Source organism: Streptacidiphilus sp. PAMC 29251 (assembly GCF_054208735.2).
Window position 1 is genome coordinate 7,166,182 of the sequence record NZ_CM135725.2, and the last position, 22,532, is coordinate 7,188,713.

Sequence of the window (22,532 nt, forward strand, 5' to 3'; positions counted from 1 at the left end):
ATCCACTCCTTTGGGCGGCGCCCCCGGAAAGTCCTTGAAAGTCGCCGAATCGGCAGTTCGGGGTGGAAGCAGATAGGCTGTGGGCTGTTCTTTGCGACCTACAGACAACAGCAGACACGCGGCCGAGGAGTCACCCGGATGAGCACGACCCTGAACGACCGGCTGCATGTCTTGCTGGAGCCGCTCGCCGTCGAGGCGGGCGTGGATCTGGAGGAGGTCGCCCTCAGCAAGGTCGGCGGGCGCCGCGTTCTCGACGTGACCCTGGACGCCGACGGCGGAGTGGACCTGGACACCGTGGCGGAGCTGAGCCGTGCGTTCGGCGCGCTGCTGGACGGCCCCGAGGGCACCGCGGTGCTGGGCGAGGGCGAGTACCGCCTGGAGGTGGGCTCCCCGGGCGCCGAGCGGCTGCTGACCCAGCCCCGGCACTGGCGCCGGGCCCGTACCCGGCTGGTGAAGGTGCAGCCCAAGGCCGGCGCGGAGTTCGTCGGCCGGGTGCAGGAGTCCGACGAGGACGGCGTGCTGCTGGAGATCCCCCCGGTCAAGGGCAAGGGCAAGGCCACCGAGCGCCGCCTCGGCTTCGCCGAGATCGCCAAGGCCCGGGTGCAGATCGAGTTCAACCGCAAGGGCCTGGACGACGAGCCCGAGCTGGACGACCTCGACGGCGAAGACATCGCGGACGAAGACATTGAAGACATCGCAGACGACGAGGAAGAGGAGGCGTAGCCGTGGATATCGACATGAGTGCCCTGCGCAGGTTGGTGCAGGAGCGGGAGATCAAGTTCGAGCAGCTGGTCCTGGCGATCGAGTCGGCCCTCCTCATTGCGTACCACCGCACTGAGGGTTCGCGGCAGAGGGCCCGGGTGGAGCTGAACCGGGAGACCGGCCATGTGACGGTCTGGGCCAAGGAGGACGAGGACGAGGTCGCCGAGGGCGGCACCCCGCGCGAGTTCGACGACACCCCGAGCGGCTTCGGCCGGATCGCGGCGAGCACGGCCAAGCAGGTCATCCTGCAGCGGCTGCGCGACGCCGAGGAGGAGCTGACCTTCGGCGAGTACGCCGGCCGCGAGGGCGACATCGTCACCGGCGTGGTGCAGCAGGGCAAGGACCCCAAGAACGTCCTGGTGGACATCGGCAAGATCGAGGCGATCCTGCCGGCCCAGGAGCAGGTCCCGGGCGAGGACTACAAGCACGGGCTGCGGCTCAAGTGCTATGTGGTGGCCGTGCGCAGGGGTGTCCGCGGCCCCTCGGTGACGCTGTCGCGGACCCACCCCAACCTGGTCCGCCAGCTGTTCGCGCTGGAGGTCCCGGAGATCGCGGACGGCTCGGTGGAGATCGCCGCCATCGCCCGCGAGGCCGGTTTCCGCAGCAAGATCGCGGTGTGGACCGGCAAGTCCGGGCTGAACGCCAAGGGCGCCTGCATCGGCCCGATGGGCGGCCGGGTCCGCGCGGTGATGGCGGAGCTGCTCGGCGAGAAGATCGACATCGTGGACTGGTCCGACGACCCGGCCGAGATGGTCGCCAACGCGCTGTCGCCGGCCCGGGTGAGCCGGGTCGAGATCGTGGACTACGACACCCGTTCCGCGCGGGTGACCGTGCCCGACTACCAGCTGTCGCTGGCGATCGGCAAGGAGGGCCAGAACGCCCGCCTCGCCGCCCGGCTCACCGGCTGGCGGATCGACATCCGTCCGGACGTCGAGGCCGAGGGCTCCGAGCGCCCGCAGCGCTCCGACGAGGACCGCAGGAACTGACCGCGCACGGCAGCCAGCTGCGGGGTTCACGACAATCGGGTCGGAGTGAAGACCATCAGAGGGGTAGACTTGGACGTGTCTGGCCGGACGCGTGACCATTCATGCCCGGAACGCACATGCGTCGGGTGTCGGAAACGATCGGCCAAACATGACCTGCTGCGTGTGACGGCGGTCGAGGGCGCCTGCGTCCCCGATCCCCGCGGCACGCTGTCCGGCCGGGGAGCGCACCTCCACCCCGAGCCGGAATGCCTTGACCTGGCGCTCCGCCGCCGGGCGTTCCCGCGGGCGTTCCGCCTGCAGGGTCCGCTCGACACCGCGGCACTTCAGCGCTACGTCGAGGCATTGCCGAGGGTCGCAGACACGACAGAGCACGGAGCCTCCGCACCCATGTGCGGGGGCCGAGCAACAGGTACCTCGCGAGTTCGAAAGTAGGTCGAGATTGCGATGAGCACTCGATGAGTACGCGATGAGTACGAGCATGCAGTAGCGACGGTCCGGCGGAACACCCGGACCTCAAAGGAGCGAAGTGGCTAAGGTCCGGGTTTACGAACTCGCCAAGGATTTGGGCGTTGAGAGCAAGGTCGTCATGGCCAAGCTCCAAGAGCTCGGTGAGTTCGTGCGTTCGGCGTCCTCGACTATCGAGGCGCCCGTTGTACGAAAGTTGGAAGTTGCCTTCGGTGGGGCCGCAAGCCCCGCGAAGCCCGCGTCGTCGAGCAAGCCGACGCCCCCCAAGCCCGCAGGCGCAGCGCCCGCGGCACCCCGTCCGGGCGCGCCGCGCCCTGCCGCGCCGAGGCCCGCCGCTGCCGCGGCGCCCGCCGCGCCGGCCACCCCCGCGCCCGCCGCGGAGCGTCCCAGCGTCGCCCCGGGCCCCCGCCCGGCCCCGCGCCCGGCCGCCCCGGCCGCCGAGTTCTCGGCCCCGGCCCCGGTCACGCCTGCCCCGCAGGCCGCCCAGGCCCCGGCCGCCCCGGCTCCGGCTGCGACCCCCGCAGCGGCCGAGACCCCGGCCGCGCGTCCCGCCGCCGCGGGTCCGCGTCCCGGTGCTCCCCGTCCCGCCGCGACCCCGGGCGCCCGCCCGGCCGGTCCGCGTCCGGGCAACAACCCCTTCACGTCCAGCAACACGGGCATGTCGCGGCCGGGCGCCCGCCCGGCCGGCCCCGGTGGCGAGCGTTCCGGCGCCCCCCGTCCGGGCGGCGACCGTCCGGCTCCCGGCGCCGGTGCGCCGCGTCCGGGCAGTGACCGTCCGGCTCGTCCGGGCAGTGACCGTCCGGCTCCCGGCGCGGGTGCCCCCCGTCCGGGCAGCGACCGTCCGGCTCGTCCGGGCAGTGACCGTCCGGCTCGTCCCGGCAGTGACCGTCCGGGCGCCCCGCGTCCGGGTGGCGACCGTCCGGCTCCCGGTGGGATGCCGCGTCCGCAGGGCGGTTCGCGTCCCGGTGGGCCGACCCCGTCCGGTATGCCCCGCCCGAACCCGGGCATGATGCCGCAGCGTCCGGCTCCCGGCCCCGGTGCCGGTCGTCCCGGCCCCGGCGGTCGTGGCCCCGGTGGTCCCGGCGCCCGTCCGGCCGGTCCGGGTGGCGGCGCCGGTGGCGCGCGTCCCGGCTTCCAGGGCCGTCCTGCTGGTCCGGGCGCCCGCCCGGCCGGTGGCGGCTTCGCCGGTCGCCCCGGTGGCGGCGGCGGTGGCGGCGGTGGCTTCGGTCCCGTCCCGGTGGTTTCGGCGGTCGCCCCGGCGGCCCCGGCGCCCGTGGCGGAACGCAGGGTGCCTTCGGCCGCGGCCCGAACGGCCGTCCGGCCCGTGGGCGCAAGTCGAAGCGTCAGCGTCGTCAGGAATACGAGTCGATGCAGGCGCCGTCGATCGGTGGCGTGATGCTGCCGCGCGGCAACGGCCAGACGGTCCGGCTGTCGCACGGTGCCTCGCTGACCGACTTCGCCGAGAAGATCAACGCCAACCCGGCCGCGCTCGTCTCGGTGATGCTCAACCTCGAGCAGATGGTCACCGCGACCCAGTCCGTCCCCGACGAGACGCTTCAGCTTCTCGCCGACGAGATGGGCTTCGTCCTGGAGATCGTCAGCCGTGACGACGAGGACCGCGAGCTGCTGGAGTCGTTCGACATCGACTTCGGCGAGGACGAGGGCGACGAGGAAGACCTCATGTCCCGTCCGCCGGTGGTCACCGTCATGGGTCACGTCGACCACGGCAAGACCCGCCTGCTCGACGCCATCCGCAAGACCAACGTGGTGGCCGGCGAGGCCGGCGGCATCACCCAGCACATCGGTGCCTACCAGGTGGCGGCGGAGGTGAACGGCGAGGAGCGCCGGATCACCTTCATCGACACCCCCGGCCACGAGGCGTTCTCCGCCATGCGTGCCCGTGGTGCCAAGTCCACCGACATCGCGATCCTGGTGGTCGCGGCCAACGACGGCGTCATGCCGCAGACGGTCGAGGCGTTGAACCACGCCCAGGCCGCCGGTGTGCCGATCGTGGTCGCGGTCAACAAGATCGACGTCGAGGGCGCCGACCCGACCAAGGTCCGCGGTCAGCTGACCGAGTTCGGCCTGGTCGCGGAGGAGTACGGCGGCGACACCATGTTCGTCGACATCTCCGCCCGCCAGGGCCTCAACATCGAGGCGCTGCTGGAGGCCGTCGTGCTCACCGCCGACGCCTCGCTGGACCTCCGCGCGAACCCGGAGCAGGACGCTCAGGGCATCGCGATCGAGGCCCACCTGGACAAGGGTCGCGGCGCCATGGCGACCGTCCTGGTCCAGCGTGGAACGCTGCGGGTCGGCGACTCCATCGCCGTCGGCGACGCCCACGGCCGCGTCCGCGCCATGCTGGACGAGAACGGCAAGAACGTCACCGAGGCGGGTCCGTCCCGTCCGGTGCTGCTCCTCGGCCTCACCTCGGTGCCCCGCGCCGGCGACAGCTTCATCGTCGTCGACGACGACCGCACCGCGCGTCAGATCGCGGAGAAGCGTTCGGCCCGTGACCGCAACGCCATGTTCGCCCGTCGTCCGATGCGGATCTCCCTGGAGAACCTGGACAAGGCGATCGCGGCCGGCGGCATCCAGCAGCTCAACCTGATCATCAAGGGCGACGTCTCCGGTTCCGTCGAGGCACTGGAAGACGCGCTGGTCAAGCTGGATGTCGGCGAGGAGGTCGAGCTCCGCATCCTGCACCGCGGCGTGGGCGCGATCACCGAGTCCGACGTCGACCTGGCCATGGGCTCCGACGCCATCATCCTCGGCTTCAACGTGCGCGCCGAAGGCCGCGCCCGGGTCGCGGCCGACAAGGAAGGCGTGGACGTCCGGTACTACTCGGTCATCTACCAGGCGATCGAGGAGATCGAGGCGGCGCTCAAGGGCCTGCTCAAGCCGGAGTACGAGGAGGTGCGCCTCGGTTCCGCGGAGGTGCGCGAGGTCTTCCGCTCCAGCAAGTTCGGCAACATCGCGGGTGTCATCGTCCGCGAGGGCCTGCTGCGCCGCAACGCCAAGGCCCGCCTCATCCGCGACGGCAAGGTGGTGCAGGAGTCCCTCACCATCGAGGGTCTGCGCCGCTTCAAGGACGACGCGACCGAGGTCCGCGAGGGCTTCGAGGCCGGTGTCACCCTGGGGTCGTTCAACGACATCAAGGTGGACGACGTCATCGAGACCTTCGAGATGCGCGAGAAGCCGCGCGCGTAGGGTTTCCGCACGGGTGGGGCCGGTCGACATCAATGGTGTCGACCGGCCCCGGCCGCGTTCTGTAGCCTGGGGCCCGTCAGACGGGCCCCAGGGCCTCTCGTTCATACCTTTGAGGCCTCACAGGTCGGCGTGACCTGTTCACACATGTTCGTAGGAACGTTGACCTTCGACCTGCTTCTCGGCGACATCCACTCGCTCAAGGAGAAGCGTTCGATCGTCCGGCCCATCGTGGCCGAACTCCAGCGCAAGTACAGCGTCTGCGCTGCCGAGACCGGAAACCAGGAGCTCCATCGCCGGAGCGAGATCGGGCTGGCCGTGGTCTCCGGGGACGTGTCGTACGTCACCGAGGTCCTGGACAGCTGCGAACGGCTGGTCTCCGGGCGTCCCGAGGTCCAGTTGCTGGCGGCCCGCCGTCGGCTGCGGGACGACGATGACGAGTAGGACAATCAGACTTGGCATCCCTAGGAGGGTGCCTCCAGGTACTGTGCCGTTCACGGACCTGGAGACCGATGGGCGATCGAGCACGCAGCACGAGGAGGACCAGTGACCGACACCGCGAGGGCGCGCAAGCTCGCAGACCGCATCCGGGTGGTCGTCGCGGAGACCCTGGAGCGTCGGATCAAGGATCCGCGCCTGGGCTTCGTGACCATCACCGACACCAGGGTGACCGGTGACCTCCGCGAGGCGACCGTGTTCTACACGGTCTACGGCGACGAGACCGAGCGCGCGGCCACGGCCGCCGCGCTGGAGAGCGCCAAGGGCGTGCTGCGCACCGAGGTGGGCCGGCAGACCGGGGTGCGGTTCACCCCGTCCCTGGCCTTCATCGCCGACGCCATCCCGGACACCGCCAGGCAGCTCGACGATCTGCTGATCCGGGCCAGGCAGCAGGACGCCGAGGTCCGCAGCGTCGCCGTCGGCAAGACCTACGCAGGCGACGCGGACCCGTACCGCAAGCCCGGCGAGGACGACGACGACCTCGACGACGACGCCGAGGACGAGTAGCGGTGTCGTCCGGCCAGCAGGCTGCGGGGGCGCCTGCCACGATGGTGGCGGGCGTCCCCGCCCTGCCGTCCCCGCGCAGCGAGCAGGTCCCCGGGCTCACCGACGGCGACTGGCAGCCGGTGCTCGCCGCGATCCGCGGCGCCTCCTCGGTCGACCTGATCTGCCATGTGCTCCCGGACGGCGACGCGCTGGGTTCGGCGCTGGCGGCGGGCATCGCGCTGCGCTCGCTGGGGATCGAGGTACGGGTCTCCTTCGGCGACGACCCGCAGATCGTCCCGGGCTCGCTGGAGTTCCTGCCGGCCCAAGAACTGCTGGTGCCGGTCTCGGCGGTGCCCGAGCGGCCCGAGCTGCTGATCACCTTCGACGTCGCCGACCCGCAGCGGCTGGGCCTGCTCCGCTCCCGGGCCGAGGCTGCGGCGACCACGGTGGTGATCGACCACCACGCCTCCAACGGCGGCTTCGGCACGCACCAGCTGATCGACCCGGCCGCGCCGGCCACCGCCGTGCTGGTGGACGAGCTGCTGCGGCGGCTGGACGTCCCGCTGGACCGGGACATCGCCACCTGCCTCTACACCGGGTGGCCACCGACACCGGCTCCTTCCGCTACGCCGCGACCACCCCGGCCACCCATGAGCTGGCCTCCCGGCTGCTGGCGACCGGGCTGCGGCACGACCTGATCTCCCGCCGGCTGTGGGACACCCAGTCCTTCGGCTACCTCAAGGTGCTGGCCGCCGCCCTGGAACGGGCCGTGCTGGAGCGCGACGCCGCCGAGGGCCTGGGGCTCGTCTGGACCTGGGTGCCCTACGCGGACCTGAAGGCCCACGGCGTCCTCCCGGAGGAGATCGAGGGCCTGATCGACGTGGTCCGCAAGGCCTCCGAGGCCGAGGTCACCCTGGTGCTCAAGGAGGACCCGGACGGCAGCCTGCGCGGCTCCTCCCGCTCCAAGGGCGCGGTGGACGTCGCGGCGGCCTGCGCGGGCCTCGGCGGCGGCGGCCACGTCTACGCGGCCGGATTCACCTCGCACAGCACCGTCGACACCACCGTCGCGCGTTTCCGCGACGGGCTGACCCCGAGCTGACAGCCCCCGGCTGCCGGTTCCCCCATCGAAAGACTGACCGTTGAAGCGCAAGGGAACCGGCCCCGACGGGCTGGTCATCGTGGACAAGCCCGCAGGCATCACCTCGCACACCGTGGTCTCCCGGATCCGCCGGCTGGCCGGCACCCGCAAGGTCGGGCACGCCGGGACGCTGGACCCGATGGCGACCGGGGTCCTGGTGATCGGCTGCGAGCGGGCCACCCGGCTGCTCGGCCACCTCGCGCTGACCAGCAAGACCTATGAGGCCACCATCAGGCTGGGCCAGGCCACGGTCACCGACGACGCCGAGGGCGACGTCACCGCCACCGCCTCCACCGCCGCGGTCACCGACGAGCGGATCGCGGCCGGGATCGCCGTGCTGACCGGGGACATCCAGCAGGTGCCCTCCTCGGTCAGCGCCATCAAGATCGACGGCAAGCGCTCCTACACCAGGGTCCGCGAGGGCGAGGAGGTCGAGCTGGCCGCCCGTCCGGTCACCGTCTCCCGGTTCGAGGTGCACGCCCGCCGCGAGGCCCGGGCCGAGGACGGGACCCCGCTGATCGACCTGGACGTCACCGTCGACTGCACCTCCGGCACCTACATCCGGGCGCTGGCCCGCGACCTCGGCGACGGGCTCGGCACCGGCGGCCACCTCACCGCGCTGCGGCGCACCCGGGTCGGCCCCTACACGGTCGACGGCTCGCACACCCTGACCGCGCTGGAGGACTCCTTCGCCGACGCCGTGCTCCCCATCGCCGACGCCGCCGCGGCCGCCTTCCCGCGCTGGGACGTGGACGCCGAGCAGGCCCGGCTGCTGGTCAACGGCGTCCGGATCGCCGCCCCCGGCCTGGACGCCACCGACCCGATCGCGGTCTTCGACCCGGACGGCCGCTTCCTCGCCCTGATCGAGGAGCGCGGCGGCAAGGCCAAGTCCCTGGCCGTGTTCGTCTGAAGCCCGCACTGACTTGAAACCTGCAGTCACTCCTGCGGGCGAGCGCGCGGAGTGAAGCACCGGCGCACCGGGTGCAGAGCAGGTCACGCGGGCTCCGCACCGGGCACCCTCCCCCTGTCTGAACCGGGTGGGGGTGTGCGGTGCGGCGGGTGGACGAGGCGCTGGTGCGGGTGTCCGACACCAACGGGCGGCAGCACGGGCTGGCGATGCCGGTGGATCACCAGGGAACCCTGCTGACCAGCCACGAGGTCGTGGACGGGCGCTCCGCGCTGCTGCTGACCTGGCCCGGCGGAGCGGTCCGCCGACTCAGCGCCGACGACATCACCGCCCTGCCCGAGTACGACCTGGCCCTGCTGCGCACCGACGCGGTGCTGCCGCCGCTGCCGCTCGGCGGCGGCCAGGGCACCCGGCTGGTCAACCTGGTCGGGCCGACGCACACCCTGCAGGGCGGCGTGGCCGGACTGGTGACCGCCCGCTACGCCGCCGCCGAGCGCTGGCACCTGGTCGCCGACGTCTGGCTGCTGGAGCTCGACCAGGCACCGAACGGCCTGCCGGTGGAGCTGGCCGGTGCGCCGGTCCTGGACGCCGAGACCGGTGCGGTGGTCGCCGTCGCCACCGCCGCGCTGCGCAGCCACCGGCGCGGCGCCGTGCTGGCCGTCCCGCTGCGCGCCGCCGTCGGGCACCCCGCCGTGGCCGACCTGCTGGCCCGCAACGCCGCCTCGGTGCCCGCCTACGGCCGGGCGCTGAACCTGGCCGGAGTGCTCGACCTGTGCGCCGCCAGCACCAGCGCACTCACCCCCCTGGTCGGCCCCCGGGTGGACCGCGCGGACGCACCACCCGCCGACTGGTCGCCGGACCGGCCGATCCAGGCCGTGGTCGCCGAGCCCGGCAGCGGCCTCACCACCGAGCTGGCCGCGCTGGCCCTGCGCCGGGCCCGCTCCGCCACCCGGCAGCCGGTGGTCTGGCTGCGCGGTGCCGATCTGCGGGCGCACGACACCTCGCTGCTGGACGCCGTCAACCGGGTGCTGCCGGACGCGGAACGGGCCGCCCGGCTGGCCGCGGCGGCGCACCGTCCGCTGCTGATCGTGCTGGACCGCCCGGAGGAGCTGCCGCCCGCCCTGCTGCCCGCCCTCGCCGAGTGGAGCGCCGAGACCGGACGGCAACTGCGCCGCACCGGTGCCAGGCTGCTGATCGGCTGCCGCCCCGAGTTCTGGGAGCAGCAGCAGTTCTCCGCCGAGGACGTCCAGCCCCCGCACCTGCTCGGCGACCTGCCGCCCGCCGCGGCCGCCGAACTGGCCCGCCGACTCGGGCTGCGTCCTGGTCCAGGGCACCCGCTCACGCTGCGGCTGCTGGCCGAACTCCCGCTGCGCGACGCCGCCCCCGGCCGCGCCGAGCTGCTGGAGGCCACCGTCGACTTCGCCTGCCTGCGGATCGCCGAGCGGCTGGGCCACCCCGACCGCCGCACCGCCACCGCCGCCGCGGGCCGGGTGCACGAGGCCGCGCGGCGGATGCTGGGCCCCGGCAGCGGAGCGCTCACCCACGCCGACTTCGACGAGGTCTTCCCCGACGTCTGGGGTCCGGCCGTGCTCGCCGAGGGGCTGATCGTGCCCGCGGGCCAGGGCTACCGCTTCGCCCACGAGGAACTGTCCGAGTGGATCCAGGGGATCCATCTCGACCTCCCCACCGCCCTGGACGCGCTGCTGGACGACTCACCCGGGCCCCGGCCGGTGCAGTCCCACCGCCGCGGCGGCCCGAGGGGCGTCCCGGTCCCGCCGCCGCGGCCGGCGCCGACCAGCATTCCGGTGCCGCACCACCGGATCGGCCCGGTCCGGGAGGCGCTGCTGCGGGTCGCGGACCCCGAGCCGTACCTCAGCCGGTTGATCCTGCACCTGGACGGCCCGGAGGCGGCGTCCCCCTCCTGCCCGTCGCACTGGTGGGCGCTCAACCTGCTCAGTTCGGTGCTGCTGCGGCTCCCCGACGCCGAGGCCCGGCTGCCGCTGCTGCGCTCGCTGGCCGCCCGGATGGCCGGCCACCCGGCGCCCCCGGTCCCGCTCGCCTTCTGGACCGCCCTGCCGCTGCCCACCCCGGCCCGGATCGACCTGCTCCGGGAACTGGCCCGCGGCGGCGGCCCTGAGCCGCTGGAGGCCGTCGCTGAGGTGCTCCGCGCCGACCCGTCCGCGGCCTTCCCCGCGCTCTGCCGCTGGCTCCCGGACGAGCAGCTCGCCGCGAGCGCGGTCCACCTGCTCCGCAGCGGGCGCCGGGTGGCCCTGGACGATCTCGCCGAGGCCCTGGTGGCGGCCGCGCACCCGCGGGCCGACGCGCTGCTCCGCGAGCTGGCCGTGATCGAACCCTCCGCGCTCTGCCGCGCCGTCGACCGCTGGGCGCACGATCCGCGCCCGGAACGACATGTCGCCGCCGCCGTGCACGCCCCCGCGATCACCCCGGCCAGCGCCCCCGACCGGGCCCTGCTGCGCTTCGCCGCGGAGACCCTGCTCGGCCGCTCCACCGAGGCGGAACTGCACGGGGCGGCGCTCACCCTGCTGGTCGCCGACCCGGAGACCCGCTCCCGCCACCTGCCGGCCGCCGCCGCCCGCTATGCCGCGGCCGACCCGCACCTCACCCCCCGTTCGCTCGCGCCGGCCCTGGACAGCCACCCCTCGCTGGTGCTCTCCGCCTACCACACCCGGCTGCACCAGCCGGGGGAGGAGGCGGCGGCCGTGCTGCACACCCTGGGCAGCACCCCGGCCCCGCGCGCCCGGGCCGCTGCGGCCCGCCTGGTCACCGACTACCTGGCCCGGCACCCGGAGGCGGCGGTCCAGGTCGCCGCCTGGCTGGACGCCCGGCTCCGGCACGGATCCGCCGAACGCGCCACCGCGCTCCGCTTCGTCCACGACCTCGCCGACCACCCCGAGCCGGTCCGCGACGCCTTCACCAGCGTCCTCGGCGCCACCACCCCGCTGCACCTGGAACTCCGTTCGGCCCTGCTGCGGCACGAGCCAATGCAGGGCAGCGATCAGCCGCATGGGAGGCTATAGGAGTCATCGAGGAGTCAACAGCTACAGCGAAACAAGGAGCGGTCAGGGTGCAGCGCTGGCATGGCCTGGAGGAAGTCCCCGGGGACTGGGGGCGCAGCGTCGTCACCATCGGCTCCTTCGACGGGGTGCACCGGGGCCACCAACTGATCATCAACAAGACCATCGAACACGCTCGTGAGCTGGGCGCGCGCTCCGTCGTGGTCACCTTCGACCCGCACCCCAGCGAGGTGGTCCGCCCCGGCAGCCATCCCGCGCTGCTGGCCCCGCACCGGCGCCGGGCCGAACTGATGGCCGAGCTGGGCGTGGACGCGGTCCTGGTGATCCCGTTCACCCTGGAGTTCTCGCACCTCTCGCCCGAGGAGTTCGTGCAGCGGATCCTGGTGGACGCCCTGCACGCCACCCTGATCGTGGAGGGCACCAACTTCCGCTTCGGGCACCGGGCCTCGGGCAATGTCGCGCTGCTCGCCGAGCTCGGCGCCCGCTACGACTTCACCGTCGACATCGCCGACTTCAGCGTCGAGTCCGCGAACGGGACGCCGCTCTCCTCCACGCTGGCCCGCCGCCTGGTCGCCGAGGGCGACATGACCGGCGTGGCCGAGGTCCTCGGCCGCCCGCACCGGGTCGAGGGGATCGTGGTGCGCGGCGCCCAGCGCGGCCGTGAACTCGGCTACCCCACCGCCAATGTGGAGACCCTGCCGCACACCGCGATCCCCGCCGACGGGGTCTACGCGGGCTGGCTGACGGCGAATCAGGAGCTGATGCCGGCCGCGATCTCGGTCGGCACCAACCCCACCTTCGACGGCACCGACCGCACCGTCGAGGCGTACGCCATCGACCGGGTCGGACTGGACCTCTACGGCCTGCACGTCAGCGTGGACTTCCTGGTGTACCTGCGCGGCATGGAGAAGTTCGACTCCATCGACGCGCTGCTCGACCGGATGGCCGACGACGTCAAGCAGGCCCGCGAACTCACCGATTGAGCGGCTCACCGATTGAGCGGCTCACGGATTGAGCGAGGGGAGGGGCCCCGTGGGCCCCTCCCCTCCTCGTCTGCTGCTGCCGGCTACTGCTGCGGCGGGTAGTACCCGGGCGGCGGCGGGCCCCAGGGCTGCTGCGGGGGCGGGGGCTGCATCGGGTACGGCTGGCCGCCGGGCTGCTGGCCGGGCTGCGGTGCCGGGCCCGGCTGCTGGCCGGGGTACGGCTGGCCCGGCTGCGGCTGCCCGGGCTGCTGCGGCGGGCCGCCCTGCTGCCATCCCATCGGCTGGGGCTGGGTCCTCGGGAAGTCCGAGGCGACCATCGCCGCCAGCTCGAAGTAGGCCTCCCGGGTCTTCGGCCGCATCCGGGCCAGATCGACCTCCGCGCCGGCCGAGAGGTGCTCGTCGAAGGGCACCACCACGACGCCGCGGCAGCGGGTCTGGAAGTGCGCCACGATGTCCTCGATCTTGATCATCTTCGAGGTCTCGCGCACCCCGGAGACGACGGTGATGCTCCGCTGCACCAGATCCGCGTAACCGTGCGCCGAGAGCCAGTCCAGCGTCGTGCTCGCGCTGCTGGCCCCGTCCACGCTCGGCGTGGACACCACTATCAGCTGGTCCGCCAGATCCAGCACACCCCGCATCGCGCTGTAGAGCAGGCCGGTGCCCGAGTCCGTCAGCACGATCGGGTACTGCCGGCCCAGGAAGTTGATGACCTGCCGGTAGTCCTCGTCGTTGAAGGTGGTGGAGACGGCGGGATCGACGTCGTTCGCCAGGATCTCCAGTCCGCTGGGCGCCTGCGAGGTGTACCGGCGGACGTCCATGTAGCTGCTGAGGTGCGGAATCGCCGTCACCAGGTCACGGATGGTGGCCCCGGTCTCCCGGCGCACCCGCCGTCCCAGGGTCCCGGCGTCGGGGTTCGCGTCGACCGCGATCACCTTGTCCTGCCGCTCCGAGGCCAGGGTGGCGCCCAGGGCGGTGGTGGTCGTGGTCTTGCCGACGCCGCCCTTGAGGCTGATGACCGCGATCCGGTAGCAGCTCAGCACCGGTGTGCGGATGATCGCCAGCTTCTGCTGCCGATCGGCCTCCGCGGCCTTGCCGCCGAAGCGGAACCGGTTGGACTGCGGCCGCCGCTCCTCCGGCTGCTTCCGCAGCAGCCGGTCCGAGGAGAGCTCCACGGCGGCGGTGTAGCCCAGCGGGGCGCCCGCCTGCGGCTGCTGCTGCGGCCACCCGCCCAGTCGCGGGTCTGCGACCGGGGGCGGTCCCCACTGCTGCGGCTGCGGCGGTTGCTGTTGTTGCTGCTGCTGTTCGTACGGCAGCGGGGGCGGCGGGGGCGGGGCCCACTGCTGCTGCTCGGCCGGCTGCTGCGGAGGAGCCCACTGCTGCGGCGGCTGGGGCATCGGCGGGGAGTCCACGGCTGCTGCTCCACCGGCCTCGGCATGGGCTGCTGGGTGGGCTGTTGCGCGGGCTGCTGTATCGGCTGCTGTGCGGGCGCCCACTGCTGCGGTCCCGGCGCGGGGGCCGGCGGCGGCACCGGAATCGGCACCTCGCCGGTCGCGGGCCGGTACGCCTGCGGCACCGGCCGGGCGAACGCCTCGGGCCCGGGGGCGGACTCCGGCTCGGGCACGACGGCCGGTTCGTCGGGGTCGTGGACCGCGGGGTCGTTGGCCGCCGGGTCGTTGGCTGCGGCCTCGTTGGCTGCGGGTTCGTGCACCTCGGGCTGGTGCACCTCGGGCCCGTGCACCTCGGCCGCGGCGGCTGTCGGCTGCGGGAAGGCGGGCGCCGCGTGGGACTCGGCGGCCTGCGGCACTCCCAGGGGCGGCGTGTGCTGCGCCCACTCCGGTTCGGCCGTGGGCTGCTGCACTGGCTGCGGCGACGCAAAGGGCTGCGGCACGGGGGCCTGTGGTGCCTGGGCCTGCGGCAGCACCGGGGCCTGCGGCGCGGGGGCCGGCACAGGGACGGGCAGGGGGGCGGGCGCGGGCATCGGCGCAGGCGTCGGCGCAGTCACAGGTCCCCCCACCTGCTGCGCATTCTGGGTGTACCAGGCCGGAGGCGTGTATTCAGGCGCGTCCGACCACTCCTCGTCCTCGTCCGGCGCATGGTCGCCGACGTAGACGCCGTCGCGATCGCTCGTCACTGCTGTTGTCCCTCTCGTCCGCCTCGATTGAGCCCCAGCCTAGTCACCCGCCCCACCCCACCGGCAGACCCTCCTCCTACCCACCCAGCCGACATCGCACCAGCCTCGGCGGCCGCAGAACCGGGCGTCAGTCCACCCGCCTTGCCTGTCCGAGGACTTGCGCCTCGGCGCCGGTCGGTCCGCTCTGGACGAATCCGCGGCGGCGCCGGTTCGCCCACAGGGTGACTCCGTCACCCAGCGCGGAGAGCGCGTCGATCTCGCCCGCCGGCAGCGCCAGCACCCGTCCGGCCAGTTCCGCCTCCTGCGGGGAGACCCGCTGGACGCCGACCAGGTCCGCGGCGGTGAGCAGCCGCTCCGCGCCAGGACCCAGGAACGGGAGCAGGGTCAGCGTGGTCTGCCAGGGGCCGGCCGAGAGCCGGCTCCTGGTCGGCCGCGCCCCGCAGTCCCTTACCACCAGCACCGGGGCCGCCACGGACGCGCCCTGCGGGCCGATCCGTCCCACCGGGTGCACCGTCACGCAGGGCTGCCCGCCGCCCGCAGCCTGGGCGATCGGGGCCCAGGTCTGCAGCCGCCCGGTCTCCACCGCCACCCGCGCCCCGGTCGCCGCCGCCCGCAGGGCGATCAGCTGCGCCGTCCAGACCCCGCCGACCAGCACGACGTCGTAGGCCGTCGGTCGGAACAGGCCGACCACCGCGGGTGCCCCTTGCCCGTCCGTGCCGATCACCACGCCGTCGTCGCCGACCGGGAGCGCCATCGCCCGCAACTGCTCCCGGGTCAGCACATGCTGCTCCCGTCGCGGGCCGTGCAGCCCGAACCCGGCCAGCACCCGGCCGACCCCGCTCCGCCGCTGTCCCTCGACCGCCACCGAACCGCCGCTCACCGAACCGCCGCTCATCGTGTTCCTCCCAGCGGCAGGGTCGCCAGCACACCCGGAACCTGCTCGTGGTCCAGCCGGACCAGCCCGGCCCCCGCGCTTCGGGCCCTGGTCTCCAACTGCCGTGCCACCTGGTCCAACTCGCTCTCGCCCCGTGCGGTCACCCGGACCTGCCCGGTCACCGCCACCGCCCCCGCCGATTCCTGACGGACCGTCAAGCTGAAGGTGCTGCCCAGGGCGGGTGTTCCGGTCAGCAGGTTGACCAGTTCGCCGGAGGCGATGCCGCCCTGCCCGCGGCCGGCCAGCTTGGGCCAGTTCCCGACCCAGTAGGTGGTGTTCCAGCGGTCGTCGCAGCGCCAGGCCTTGGCGGTCTCGGCGGTCCGCCGGCTGCGTCCGCCGCCGTTGGCGCCGCCGGCGCCGCCACCCGGGCCCCCGGTCCGCAGCGGGTTGCCGCAGGTCGCCGTGGAGACCGCGGCCACCAGCCCGACCAGGTCCAGCACCGTCGCCCGCAGCCCGGCCCCGACCAGCCGGCTGGCCAGTTGGTCGGTCGCCCGCTGCAGCGCCTTCCGCGCTCCCGCCTCGCCGCCGCCGCGGGCGGCGACCGCGCTGCGGCAGAGCTCGGGATCGAGCCGCACCGCCACCCAGGTCAGCCGCAGCCCCGGGGTGGTGGAGCCGAAGGGGAGTTCGCGGTAGCCGCGGGCGGCCAGCGACTGCTCCGGCAGATGCGGGGCGGGGGCGCTCTGGCTGTACTGCACCACCTGGATCGCGTCCACGGTCACATCGTCGACCTGCAGCCCGTCGGCCAGCAGGTCCAGCGTCAGCCCGAGGCTGCCCCGGGCCGGCCGCAACGGCCCGTCCGGGGCCTCGACCTGGATCACCGCGCTGAGGAAGGTGCCGTCGCCGATCATCCCGATCTCACGGCGCTCGCGCCGCGCCGTGGTGGCGCTGCCCTCCGACTCCACCGTGTGCAGCACGGTCCGCAGCGCCGGCTCGCACTCCAGGGCGGGCACCATCGCCGGATCGGTGGCCGGGTCCGGCGCCTCGGCGGCGGCCTGCCGCTGACGGGCCCGCAGGCCCGCCCGGGCCCGGAGCAACTGCGGGACGGAGAGCCCGTTCACCCGGACCAGGGCCAGCAGCACCAGCAGCACGGCGACCGCGCCGCAGGGCGCCAGCACCACCATGTTCGTCGCCAGACCGATCACCACCAGCGCGGCGGCCGCCTCGACCAGGACCAGTTGCGGCAGCCGAAGCGGCCCCAGCAGCCCGGGTCGTGGCCGGACCGCCACCTGCACCGGACCGCGCGGCCCGGCCGGACCGGTGGCCGCGTCCCGCACCCCGCGGCCGGAAGCGTGTGCGGCGGACGGTCCGTCAGGATGGTGGGAGCGCGTTCGAACGGTCTGGCTTGGCATCCCCCGGGTCAACCTCTCTGGATGGGCCCGCGCCCCCGACGCGAGGCAGGCGGGCGAAACCGGTGGCCGGTTGGCTGATCGCAATACCGTACCCGTACGGTACGTACCGTTCACGCGCGGCATCGTGGAAAGCGGCATCGTGGTAACCGGAACGGGGAGAGCAGCAGCATGGCATCACGCCGGAATGAACTGAGCGCCTACACGTTCTCACGGCGGCGGACCGTCGCAGCCTTCCTCCAACCCTCCGGTGGGGGCAACGAGGAGGACGTGCCCAGGCCGCGGCGGGCGTTCATGCCCAGCCTGATAGTGGGCGCGGTGGCGGTGGCCGGCTTCGGCGCCTACGGGATGATCAAGCCCTCGGCGCCGCTGAAGTGGGACCAGGCGAACGCGGTCATCGTCGACAAGCAGACGACCACCCGCTATGTGATGCTGGGCGGCCAGCTGCACCCGGTGCTGAACATCGCCTCGGCCCGACTGCTGCTCGGGGTGGACTCCACCGTCGAGGAGGTTGACGACTCGGTCCTCAACTCCGGTTCGGTGCCGCACGGCGCGACCCTCGGCATCCCCTACGCGCCGGACAGCCTGCCCACCGCGAAGGACGCGGGGACCCCGAAGACCTGGGCCGAGTGCGACCGCCCGGCCGCGTCCGGCCAGGCCGGCACCGACCAGAAGCTGTTCGTCCTCGGCGGCTCGGACGCCGCGAAGGTCACCACCGCCGCTTCCGCCGCCAGTGCCGCCGCCGGCACCGGGCAGTCCACGCCCTCAGGCGGTCCGGTGAGTGACCGCGAGGCGCTCTATGTCGAGGCTCCGAGCGGGCTCTACCTGGTCGACTCGATCGGCACCGCGCACCAGTTGATCAGTGACGGCAGCCAGCCGAGCGCGCTGGACGGGTACGGCGCGGCCGTCGGCGCCACCCACCCGCCGGCGTCCCACACGCCTTCCGCCACCCCCCACCCGCCGTCCACGACGGGCTCCGGCAAGCCGGTGAAGTCGCCGGTCACCGCCACCCCAACGACCCCCACCACCCAGACCCCGCCCAAGGACCCGGCGACCACCGACGCCGCCCAGCTGCTGGCGACCGCCGCCTTCGGCGGGAACGTCGGCCTGCCGCAGACCGTCACCAAGGAGTGGCTGGACACCCTGCGCCCGGGCGACCCGATCAGCCTGCCCGAGGCGGCGATGCACGATTTCGGCGGGCCGGCCCAGACGCTCGGCGGTATCAGCTTCAAGGTCGGCGACCTGTTCCAGGAGAAGGACAACAGCGGCCAGATCCTGCACTACGTCGTCCTCAAGGACGGCATCCACAAGGTCTCCGACTTCACCGACCGGCTGATCGTCGCCCTGCACACGGACAAGTCCGCCGAGCCCGTGATGGATCCGCTGGCCGCGGTCGGCGCCAACAACCACCCCGCGTTCCAGCCCGGCAAGGACTGGCCGCAGAACCTGGTCAGCCAGGCCAACGTCGGTGCGGACGACGGCAGCGGCCCCGCCGTCGCCTGCAGCGTCTACACCGGGGCGACCGGGCCGACCGGCGCTCCGGTCCAGGCCCTGTGGACCGGCTCGGACTACCCGATCAACAGCACCTCGGGCTCGGCCGGCGTCTATGTGACCCCCGGCGCCGGGCTGCTCTACCGGGCGGTGACCGGCACCAGCACCACCTCCGGATCGGTCAACCTGCTGACTGACACCGGGCTGCGCTACCCGGTGCAGATGAACGCGGACACCACCGCGGCCCCGCCGGCCGACCCCTCGACCGCCCCGTCCGACCCGGCGTCCGACGCCCCGTCCGACGCTCCGTCAGGTGCGGCTCCGAGCGGCCAGCCGAACACCACCCAGGCGCTGCTCGGCTACAAGTCGATCGACCCGCTTCCGGCCGTCCCCGATTCCTGGTCCGGGCTGCTCCCGGCCGGTCCGAACCTCAACTCTGCGGCGGCGGTTCAGCCACAGGGCTCCTGACGGCTGCTGACCTGCACGGACGGTTCGTCCACCGAGCAGCGTGCGGAGCGGTCAGAAAGTTATCCACAGCCCAGTGTTGGGGGCGTTGCACATGACAGCTAGAGTGCTGCGGGACGTCACCGCTGTGATGTCGGCCGGGTCTTGCTGGACCGGACACCCGGTCTCGTTGGTCTGTCTCATGGGGGACGGTGCATATGTCAGGTCAGTTCAGGACTACCGCCGATGAGATGCGGGCTTTTTCGAGCCGCATCTCGGACGTGAACAGCCAGATCCAGGGGGAGCTCAGTCGCCTCAACAGCCTGGTGGAGTCGGTGACTTCGGGCTGGCAGGGCGAGGCCGCCCAGTCCTACCACACGCTCCAGACCCAGTGGACCGAGGACGCGAGCAAGCTGAACAAGGTGCTCAACGAGATCAAGGAAGCGATCGACTCGACCTCGGCGCAGTACACCAGCACCGAGCAGGAGCAGCACTCCTCGATCAGCAAGATCACCTCAGCCCTCGGCTGACCTACCTCCACCGCTTGAGAAGGAGACAACATGTCGACTCCCGGCCACATCCTGGTCAATTTCTCGACCGTGTCCAACGCGGCCGAAGAGGTCCGCAGCACCGCCGCCCGCGTCCAGTCGCAGCTCGACGAGCTGAAGGCGGGCGTCAGCCGTATCGCCCAGAGCTGGGAGGGCAAGGCGCAGGAGGGCTACCAGGCCCGCCAGGCGCAGTGGGACAGCTCCGCTGCCGACCTGCACCAGGTCCTGACCCAGATCGCGGGCGCGCTCGACAACGCCGCGCAGAACTACCAGGCGACCGAGAACAAGAACGCCAGCATCTGGGGCAGCTGAGACCGGTCGGTATGAACCACCCCGCCGCGTCCGCGCCGTCCGGTGCGGGCGCGGCGGACGCAGGGCTCCGGTCGGGGACGTCGTGGGGGAAGCGAAGAGCTGTGAGCAGGCACCACCGCCGCAAGGCATCTGCCGTGGCGGCCGCAGCCGCGGTCCTGTCGCTGTCCGCCCCGGTCCAGGCCTGGGCCGCCGCGCCGCCGAGCGCGCTGCAGTCCAACGGCAAGTGCGTCTTCCCCGCCACCGCGATCACCAGTACCCCCTGGTCGCTGCAGCGGGTGCTGCTGCCGCAACTCTGGCACTACGCCACGGGTAAGGGGGTCACCGTCGCGGTGATCGACACCGGGGTGGACGACACCAACCCGCAGCTGCGCGGCGCCGTGGAGGTCGGCAAGGACTTCCTGCCCGGCCAGCCCGGCGGCTCGCTCACCGACCCGGTCGGCCACGGCACGATGGTGGCCGGCATCATCGCCGCCCGCCCGGCCTCCGGCACCGGCTTCGTGGGCCTGGCCCGGGACGCCACCATCCTCGCGCTGCGCCAGAACGACGCCCAGGGCAGCGGCACCGCCGACACCATGGCGTATGCCGTGAACGAGGCGGTCAGGCGCGGCGCCGACGTCATCAACATCTCGCAGGACGTCTCCAAGGACGGCAAGCCGGTCGCGGTGGCTGCGGACAGCAAGCTGGCCCGGGCGGTCGCCGCCGCGATCAAGGCGAAGGTCGTGGTGGTCGCGGCGGCCGGCAATGAGAACCTCTCGGTCCCGACCTATCCCGCCTCGCTGCCCGGCGTCCTCGGCGTCGGCGCCTCCGACCGGGACGACGAGCGCGCGGACGCCTTCTCGGAGACCGGCAGCTCGGTCGGGGTCGCCGCGCCGGGGGTGGACATGGTGTCCACCGTCCCCAAGGGCGGCCACTGCGTGGACAGCGGCACCAGTTTCGCTGCCCCGTACGTGGCCGGCGTGGCCGCGCTGCTCAAGCAGGAGCACCGGGACTGGACCCCGGCCGAGATCATCGCCCGGATCGAGCAGACCGCCCAGCGCACCGACCTGGGCCGCAACGACTTCATCGGCTGGGGCGTGGTGGATCCGGTGGCGGCGCTCTCGGACGACTCCCCGGCGGAGTCCGCGCCGGTCCCGACCGTCCGTCAGCACAGCCCGGTCGCGCCGATCACGCCGCGTCCGCTGGGCCTCGGCGAGACCCAGGCGGACCGGGACCAGCGCACCGCGGTGTATGCGATGGGGCTCGGCCTGCTGGTGGTGGTGCTGATCTCCGGCACCGCCGTGGTGCTCCGCGACCTGCGCCGCCGCCGCACGGCCTGAGGGCCGTACGGCGGCGTCCTGCGAAGAGGCCTTGAGCAAGGGCCTCAGAGGACGGCCTTCTCCTCCTCCGGGACGGTGATCACCCAGCGGGTCGCCGCGCGGGGCCGGAGGTAGAACACCCAGTACAGCGCGGCGGCGGCGGTGATGCCGCCGGTGATCAGCAGGGCCTCGTTGTCCTGCATGTACATCACGTAGCCGAGGACGAGCAGGATCAGCACCGGGGCGACCGGCCACACCGGCATCCGCCAGGCGGAGGACGCCTTGTGCTTCCCGTGCCGGGTGAACAGCGCCGCGATGGCGACCGAGCCGTAGAGCAGGGTCACCGCCACACCGGTGACCAGGGTCAGCGTGTCCAGGTTGGCGAAGCAGAGCACGGCTCCGGGGACGCCGACCGCGAGGGTGGAGATCCACGGCGCGCCGTAGCGCTTGCTGAGCGTGGAGAAGGCGCGGTTCAGCGGCTCCGGCCAGGCCTTGTCACGCGCCGAGGAGTAGAGCACCCGGGAGTTCTGGATCACCATCACGATGGCGGCGTTGATGATCGCCAGGGCCACGCAGAGGCTGACGATGTTGCCGATGGTCGAGTTGGTCCAGGCGGTGACCATCCCGCTGATGTCCCCGTCGGCCAGCGCCTTCAGGCTGGGCGCGCCCAGGGTGATCGCGATCACCGGGACCAGGATCACGGCCGAGCCGATGACCAGGGTCCACATCACCGTGCGGGGCACGGTGCGCTGGGGCTGGTCCATCTCCTCGGACAGGTAGACGGCGGTGGAGAAGCCCTGGGTGATGAACAGCGCCCCGGCCAGTCCGACGATGATCACGCTCCACGGGACCGTCCCGCCGGCCAGGTGCGGGTGGATCAGCACCGAGGCCGGACGGTTGTCGTGGGCGAAGCCGAGCACGGCGACCAGGCTGGCGGCGGCGACCTCGAGACAGAGGAAGATGCCGGTGATCCAGGCGTTGGCGCGCAGGTCCAGCAGACCGACCAGGGTGGCGGCCAGCATCACCGCCGCCCCCATCACCTTGGGGTTCACCTGCACGAAGGGCGCCAGGTAGTCGGCGGTGCCCAGGGCGATGATCGGCGGGACGATCATGACCACGATCACCGCCTGGATGAACGCCAGCCAGCCGGCGAACCGGCCGACGGTGTGCCCGGCCATGGCGTACTCGCCGCCGGCGCTGGGGATCAGCGTGCCCAGCTCCGAGTAGCACCAGGCGACACCCACGCAGAGCACCATGGCGATCAGCAGGGTGAGCGCGGTGCCGGTGCCCAGGCTCGCGAAGGAGGCGGGCACCAGCACGAACAGCGAGGACGCCGGGGTCACGCACGACAGGGTCAGCAGGGTCCCGCCGACCACGCCGATGGAACGCTTGAGCTTCTGCGGCGGCGCTGCCGCAGCCGGGTCCACGTCCTCGACGGGTCGGCTCAGGGTGTCGGTCATGCCGACATGTAACCCCTGCTGTTATGAAGGCGTCAAGGCGGTGTTTGCTTCGGATTTCGTTGTCCAACCCCATAAGGGCAACGAATCTGATGCCATTTCAACAC

At 72.9% G+C, this 22,532-nt stretch carries 18 protein-coding genes and 1 pseudogene; 15 read left to right on the forward strand and 4 right to left on the reverse strand.

Annotated features, from left to right (window positions below):
* The first annotated feature begins 138 nt into the window (after positions 1-138).
* The 11 genes and pseudogenes from rimP to ACXKR8_RS34175 all read left to right on the forward strand — a co-directional run bounded on the left by rimP (position 139) and on the right by ACXKR8_RS34175 (position 12,467).
* Positions 139-723, forward strand: coding sequence for a ribosome maturation factor RimP (rimP, locus tag ACXKR8_RS34125; RefSeq protein ID WP_458268415.1), 585 nt, complete (start codon positions 139-141; stop codon positions 721-723).
* Positions 724-725: 2 nt separating this feature from the next.
* The gene (gene nusA, locus ACXKR8_RS34130; RefSeq protein ID WP_458268416.1) at positions 726-1,748 is read left to right on the forward strand and encodes a transcription termination factor NusA; all 1,023 of its coding nucleotides are present in this window, start codon (positions 726-728) and stop codon (positions 1,746-1,748) included.
* 75 nt (positions 1,749-1,823) lie between these two features.
* Complete coding sequence (locus ACXKR8_RS34135; RefSeq protein ID WP_458275157.1) at positions 1,824-2,180, forward strand: YlxR family protein; 357 nt, start codon at positions 1,824-1,826, stop codon at positions 2,178-2,180.
* A 94-nt stretch (positions 2,181-2,274) separates the two neighbouring features.
* A pseudogene (gene infB, locus ACXKR8_RS34140) lies at positions 2,275-5,423 on the forward strand (translation initiation factor IF-2).
* 144 nt (positions 5,424-5,567) lie between these two features.
* Positions 5,568-5,864: a DUF503 domain-containing protein gene (locus tag ACXKR8_RS34145; RefSeq protein ID WP_458268418.1), complete on the forward strand. Its 297-nt coding sequence runs from the start codon at positions 5,568-5,570 to the stop codon at positions 5,862-5,864.
* A 102-nt stretch (positions 5,865-5,966) separates the two neighbouring features.
* Positions 5,967-6,425, forward strand: a complete 459-nt coding sequence (gene rbfA, locus ACXKR8_RS34150) for a 30S ribosome-binding factor RbfA (RefSeq protein WP_458268419.1) — start codon at positions 5,967-5,969, stop codon at positions 6,423-6,425.
* A gap of 2 nt (positions 6,426-6,427) precedes the next feature.
* Entirely contained in the window at positions 6,428-7,102 is a 675-nt protein-coding gene (locus ACXKR8_RS34155; RefSeq protein WP_462099950.1) for a DHH family phosphoesterase, read from the forward strand.
* On the forward strand, positions 7,003-7,503 hold the full coding sequence (locus ACXKR8_RS34160; protein ID WP_462099951.1) for a DHH family phosphoesterase: 501 nt from the start codon (positions 7,003-7,005) through the stop codon (positions 7,501-7,503). The genes ACXKR8_RS34155 and ACXKR8_RS34160 overlap by 100 nt, the downstream gene beginning before the upstream one ends.
* A 40-nt stretch (positions 7,504-7,543) precedes the next feature.
* Complete coding sequence (gene truB / locus ACXKR8_RS34165) at positions 7,544-8,452, forward strand: tRNA pseudouridine(55) synthase TruB (RefSeq protein ID WP_458268421.1); 909 nt, start codon at positions 7,544-7,546, stop codon at positions 8,450-8,452.
* A 149-nt stretch (positions 8,453-8,601) separates the two neighbouring features.
* Positions 8,602-11,487 (forward strand): serine protease, encoded by a 2,886-nt coding sequence (locus tag ACXKR8_RS34170; protein ID WP_458268422.1) that lies wholly within the window; start codon positions 8,602-8,604, stop codon positions 11,485-11,487.
* Between the two features lie 47 nt (positions 11,488-11,534).
* Positions 11,535-12,467: a bifunctional riboflavin kinase/FAD synthetase gene (locus ACXKR8_RS34175; protein ID WP_458268423.1), complete on the forward strand. Its 933-nt coding sequence runs from the start codon at positions 11,535-11,537 to the stop codon at positions 12,465-12,467.
* Positions 12,468-12,550: 83 nt separating this feature from the next.
* Here the strand turns inward: ACXKR8_RS34175 and ACXKR8_RS34180 are convergent, their stop codons facing one another.
* The 3 genes from ACXKR8_RS34180 to eccE all read right to left on the reverse strand — a co-directional run bounded on the left by ACXKR8_RS34180 (position 12,551) and on the right by eccE (position 16,806).
* Positions 12,551-13,876: a MinD/ParA family ATP-binding protein gene (locus ACXKR8_RS34180; protein WP_462099952.1), complete on the reverse strand. Its 1,326-nt coding sequence runs from the start codon at positions 13,874-13,876 to the stop codon at positions 12,551-12,553.
* Positions 13,877-14,725: 849 nt separating this feature from the next.
* Entirely contained in the window at positions 14,726-15,493 is a 768-nt protein-coding gene (locus ACXKR8_RS34185) for a hypothetical protein (RefSeq protein WP_458268425.1), read from the reverse strand.
* Positions 15,490-16,806: a type VII secretion protein EccE gene (gene eccE, locus ACXKR8_RS34190; RefSeq protein WP_458268426.1), complete on the reverse strand. Its 1,317-nt coding sequence runs from the start codon at positions 16,804-16,806 to the stop codon at positions 15,490-15,492. The genes ACXKR8_RS34185 and eccE overlap by 4 nt, the downstream gene beginning before the upstream one ends.
* 243 nt (positions 16,807-17,049) lie before the next feature.
* Here eccE and ACXKR8_RS34195 point away from each other — a divergent pair, with 243 nt between their 5' ends.
* From ACXKR8_RS34195 to mycP, 4 genes are all read left to right on the forward strand, one after another.
* Positions 17,050-18,837: a type VII secretion protein EccB gene (locus tag ACXKR8_RS34195; RefSeq protein ID WP_458268427.1), complete on the forward strand. Its 1,788-nt coding sequence runs from the start codon at positions 17,050-17,052 to the stop codon at positions 18,835-18,837.
* 194 nt (positions 18,838-19,031) lie between these two features.
* Positions 19,032-19,343 carry a WXG100 family type VII secretion target gene (locus ACXKR8_RS34200; protein ID WP_458268428.1) on the forward strand — a complete coding sequence of 104 codons (312 nt, stop codon included), beginning with the start codon at positions 19,032-19,034 and terminating at the stop codon, positions 19,341-19,343.
* 30 nt (positions 19,344-19,373) lie between these two features.
* On the forward strand, positions 19,374-19,673 hold the full coding sequence (locus tag ACXKR8_RS34205) for a WXG100 family type VII secretion target (protein WP_458268429.1): 300 nt from the start codon (positions 19,374-19,376) through the stop codon (positions 19,671-19,673).
* Between the two features lie 134 nt (positions 19,674-19,807).
* Positions 19,808-20,989: a type VII secretion-associated serine protease mycosin gene (mycP, locus tag ACXKR8_RS34210; protein WP_462099953.1), complete on the forward strand. Its 1,182-nt coding sequence runs from the start codon at positions 19,808-19,810 to the stop codon at positions 20,987-20,989.
* A 44-nt stretch (positions 20,990-21,033) separates the two neighbouring features.
* On the opposite strand, the gene ACXKR8_RS34215 is transcribed toward mycP, so the two are convergent.
* Positions 21,034-22,428, reverse strand: a complete 1,395-nt coding sequence (locus tag ACXKR8_RS34215; protein WP_458268431.1) for an APC family permease — start codon at positions 22,426-22,428, stop codon at positions 21,034-21,036.
* Positions 22,429-22,532 lie beyond the last annotated feature (104 nt).

Bases quoted from the DNA above. Each gene is read 5' to 3' on its own strand.
- ACXKR8_RS34215 (WP_458268431.1), bottom strand. From the start codon at position 22,428: ATGACCGACACCCTGAGCCGACCCGTCGAGGACGTGGACCCGGCTGCG.
- ACXKR8_RS34185 (WP_458268425.1), bottom strand. From the start codon at position 15,493: ATGAGCGGCGGTTCGGTGAGCGGCGGTTCGGTGGCGGTCGAGGGACAG.
- rimP (WP_458268415.1), top strand. From the start codon at position 139: ATGAGCACGACCCTGAACGACCGGCTGCATGTCTTGCTGGAGCCGCTC.
- ACXKR8_RS34195 (WP_458268427.1), top strand. From the start codon at position 17,050: ATGGCATCACGCCGGAATGAACTGAGCGCCTACACGTTCTCACGGCGG.
- ACXKR8_RS34205 (WP_458268429.1), top strand. From the start codon at position 19,374: ATGTCGACTCCCGGCCACATCCTGGTCAATTTCTCGACCGTGTCCAAC.
- ACXKR8_RS34200 (WP_458268428.1), top strand. From the start codon at position 19,032: ATGTCAGGTCAGTTCAGGACTACCGCCGATGAGATGCGGGCTTTTTCG.
- ACXKR8_RS34145 (WP_458268418.1), top strand. From the start codon at position 5,568: ATGTTCGTAGGAACGTTGACCTTCGACCTGCTTCTCGGCGACATCCAC.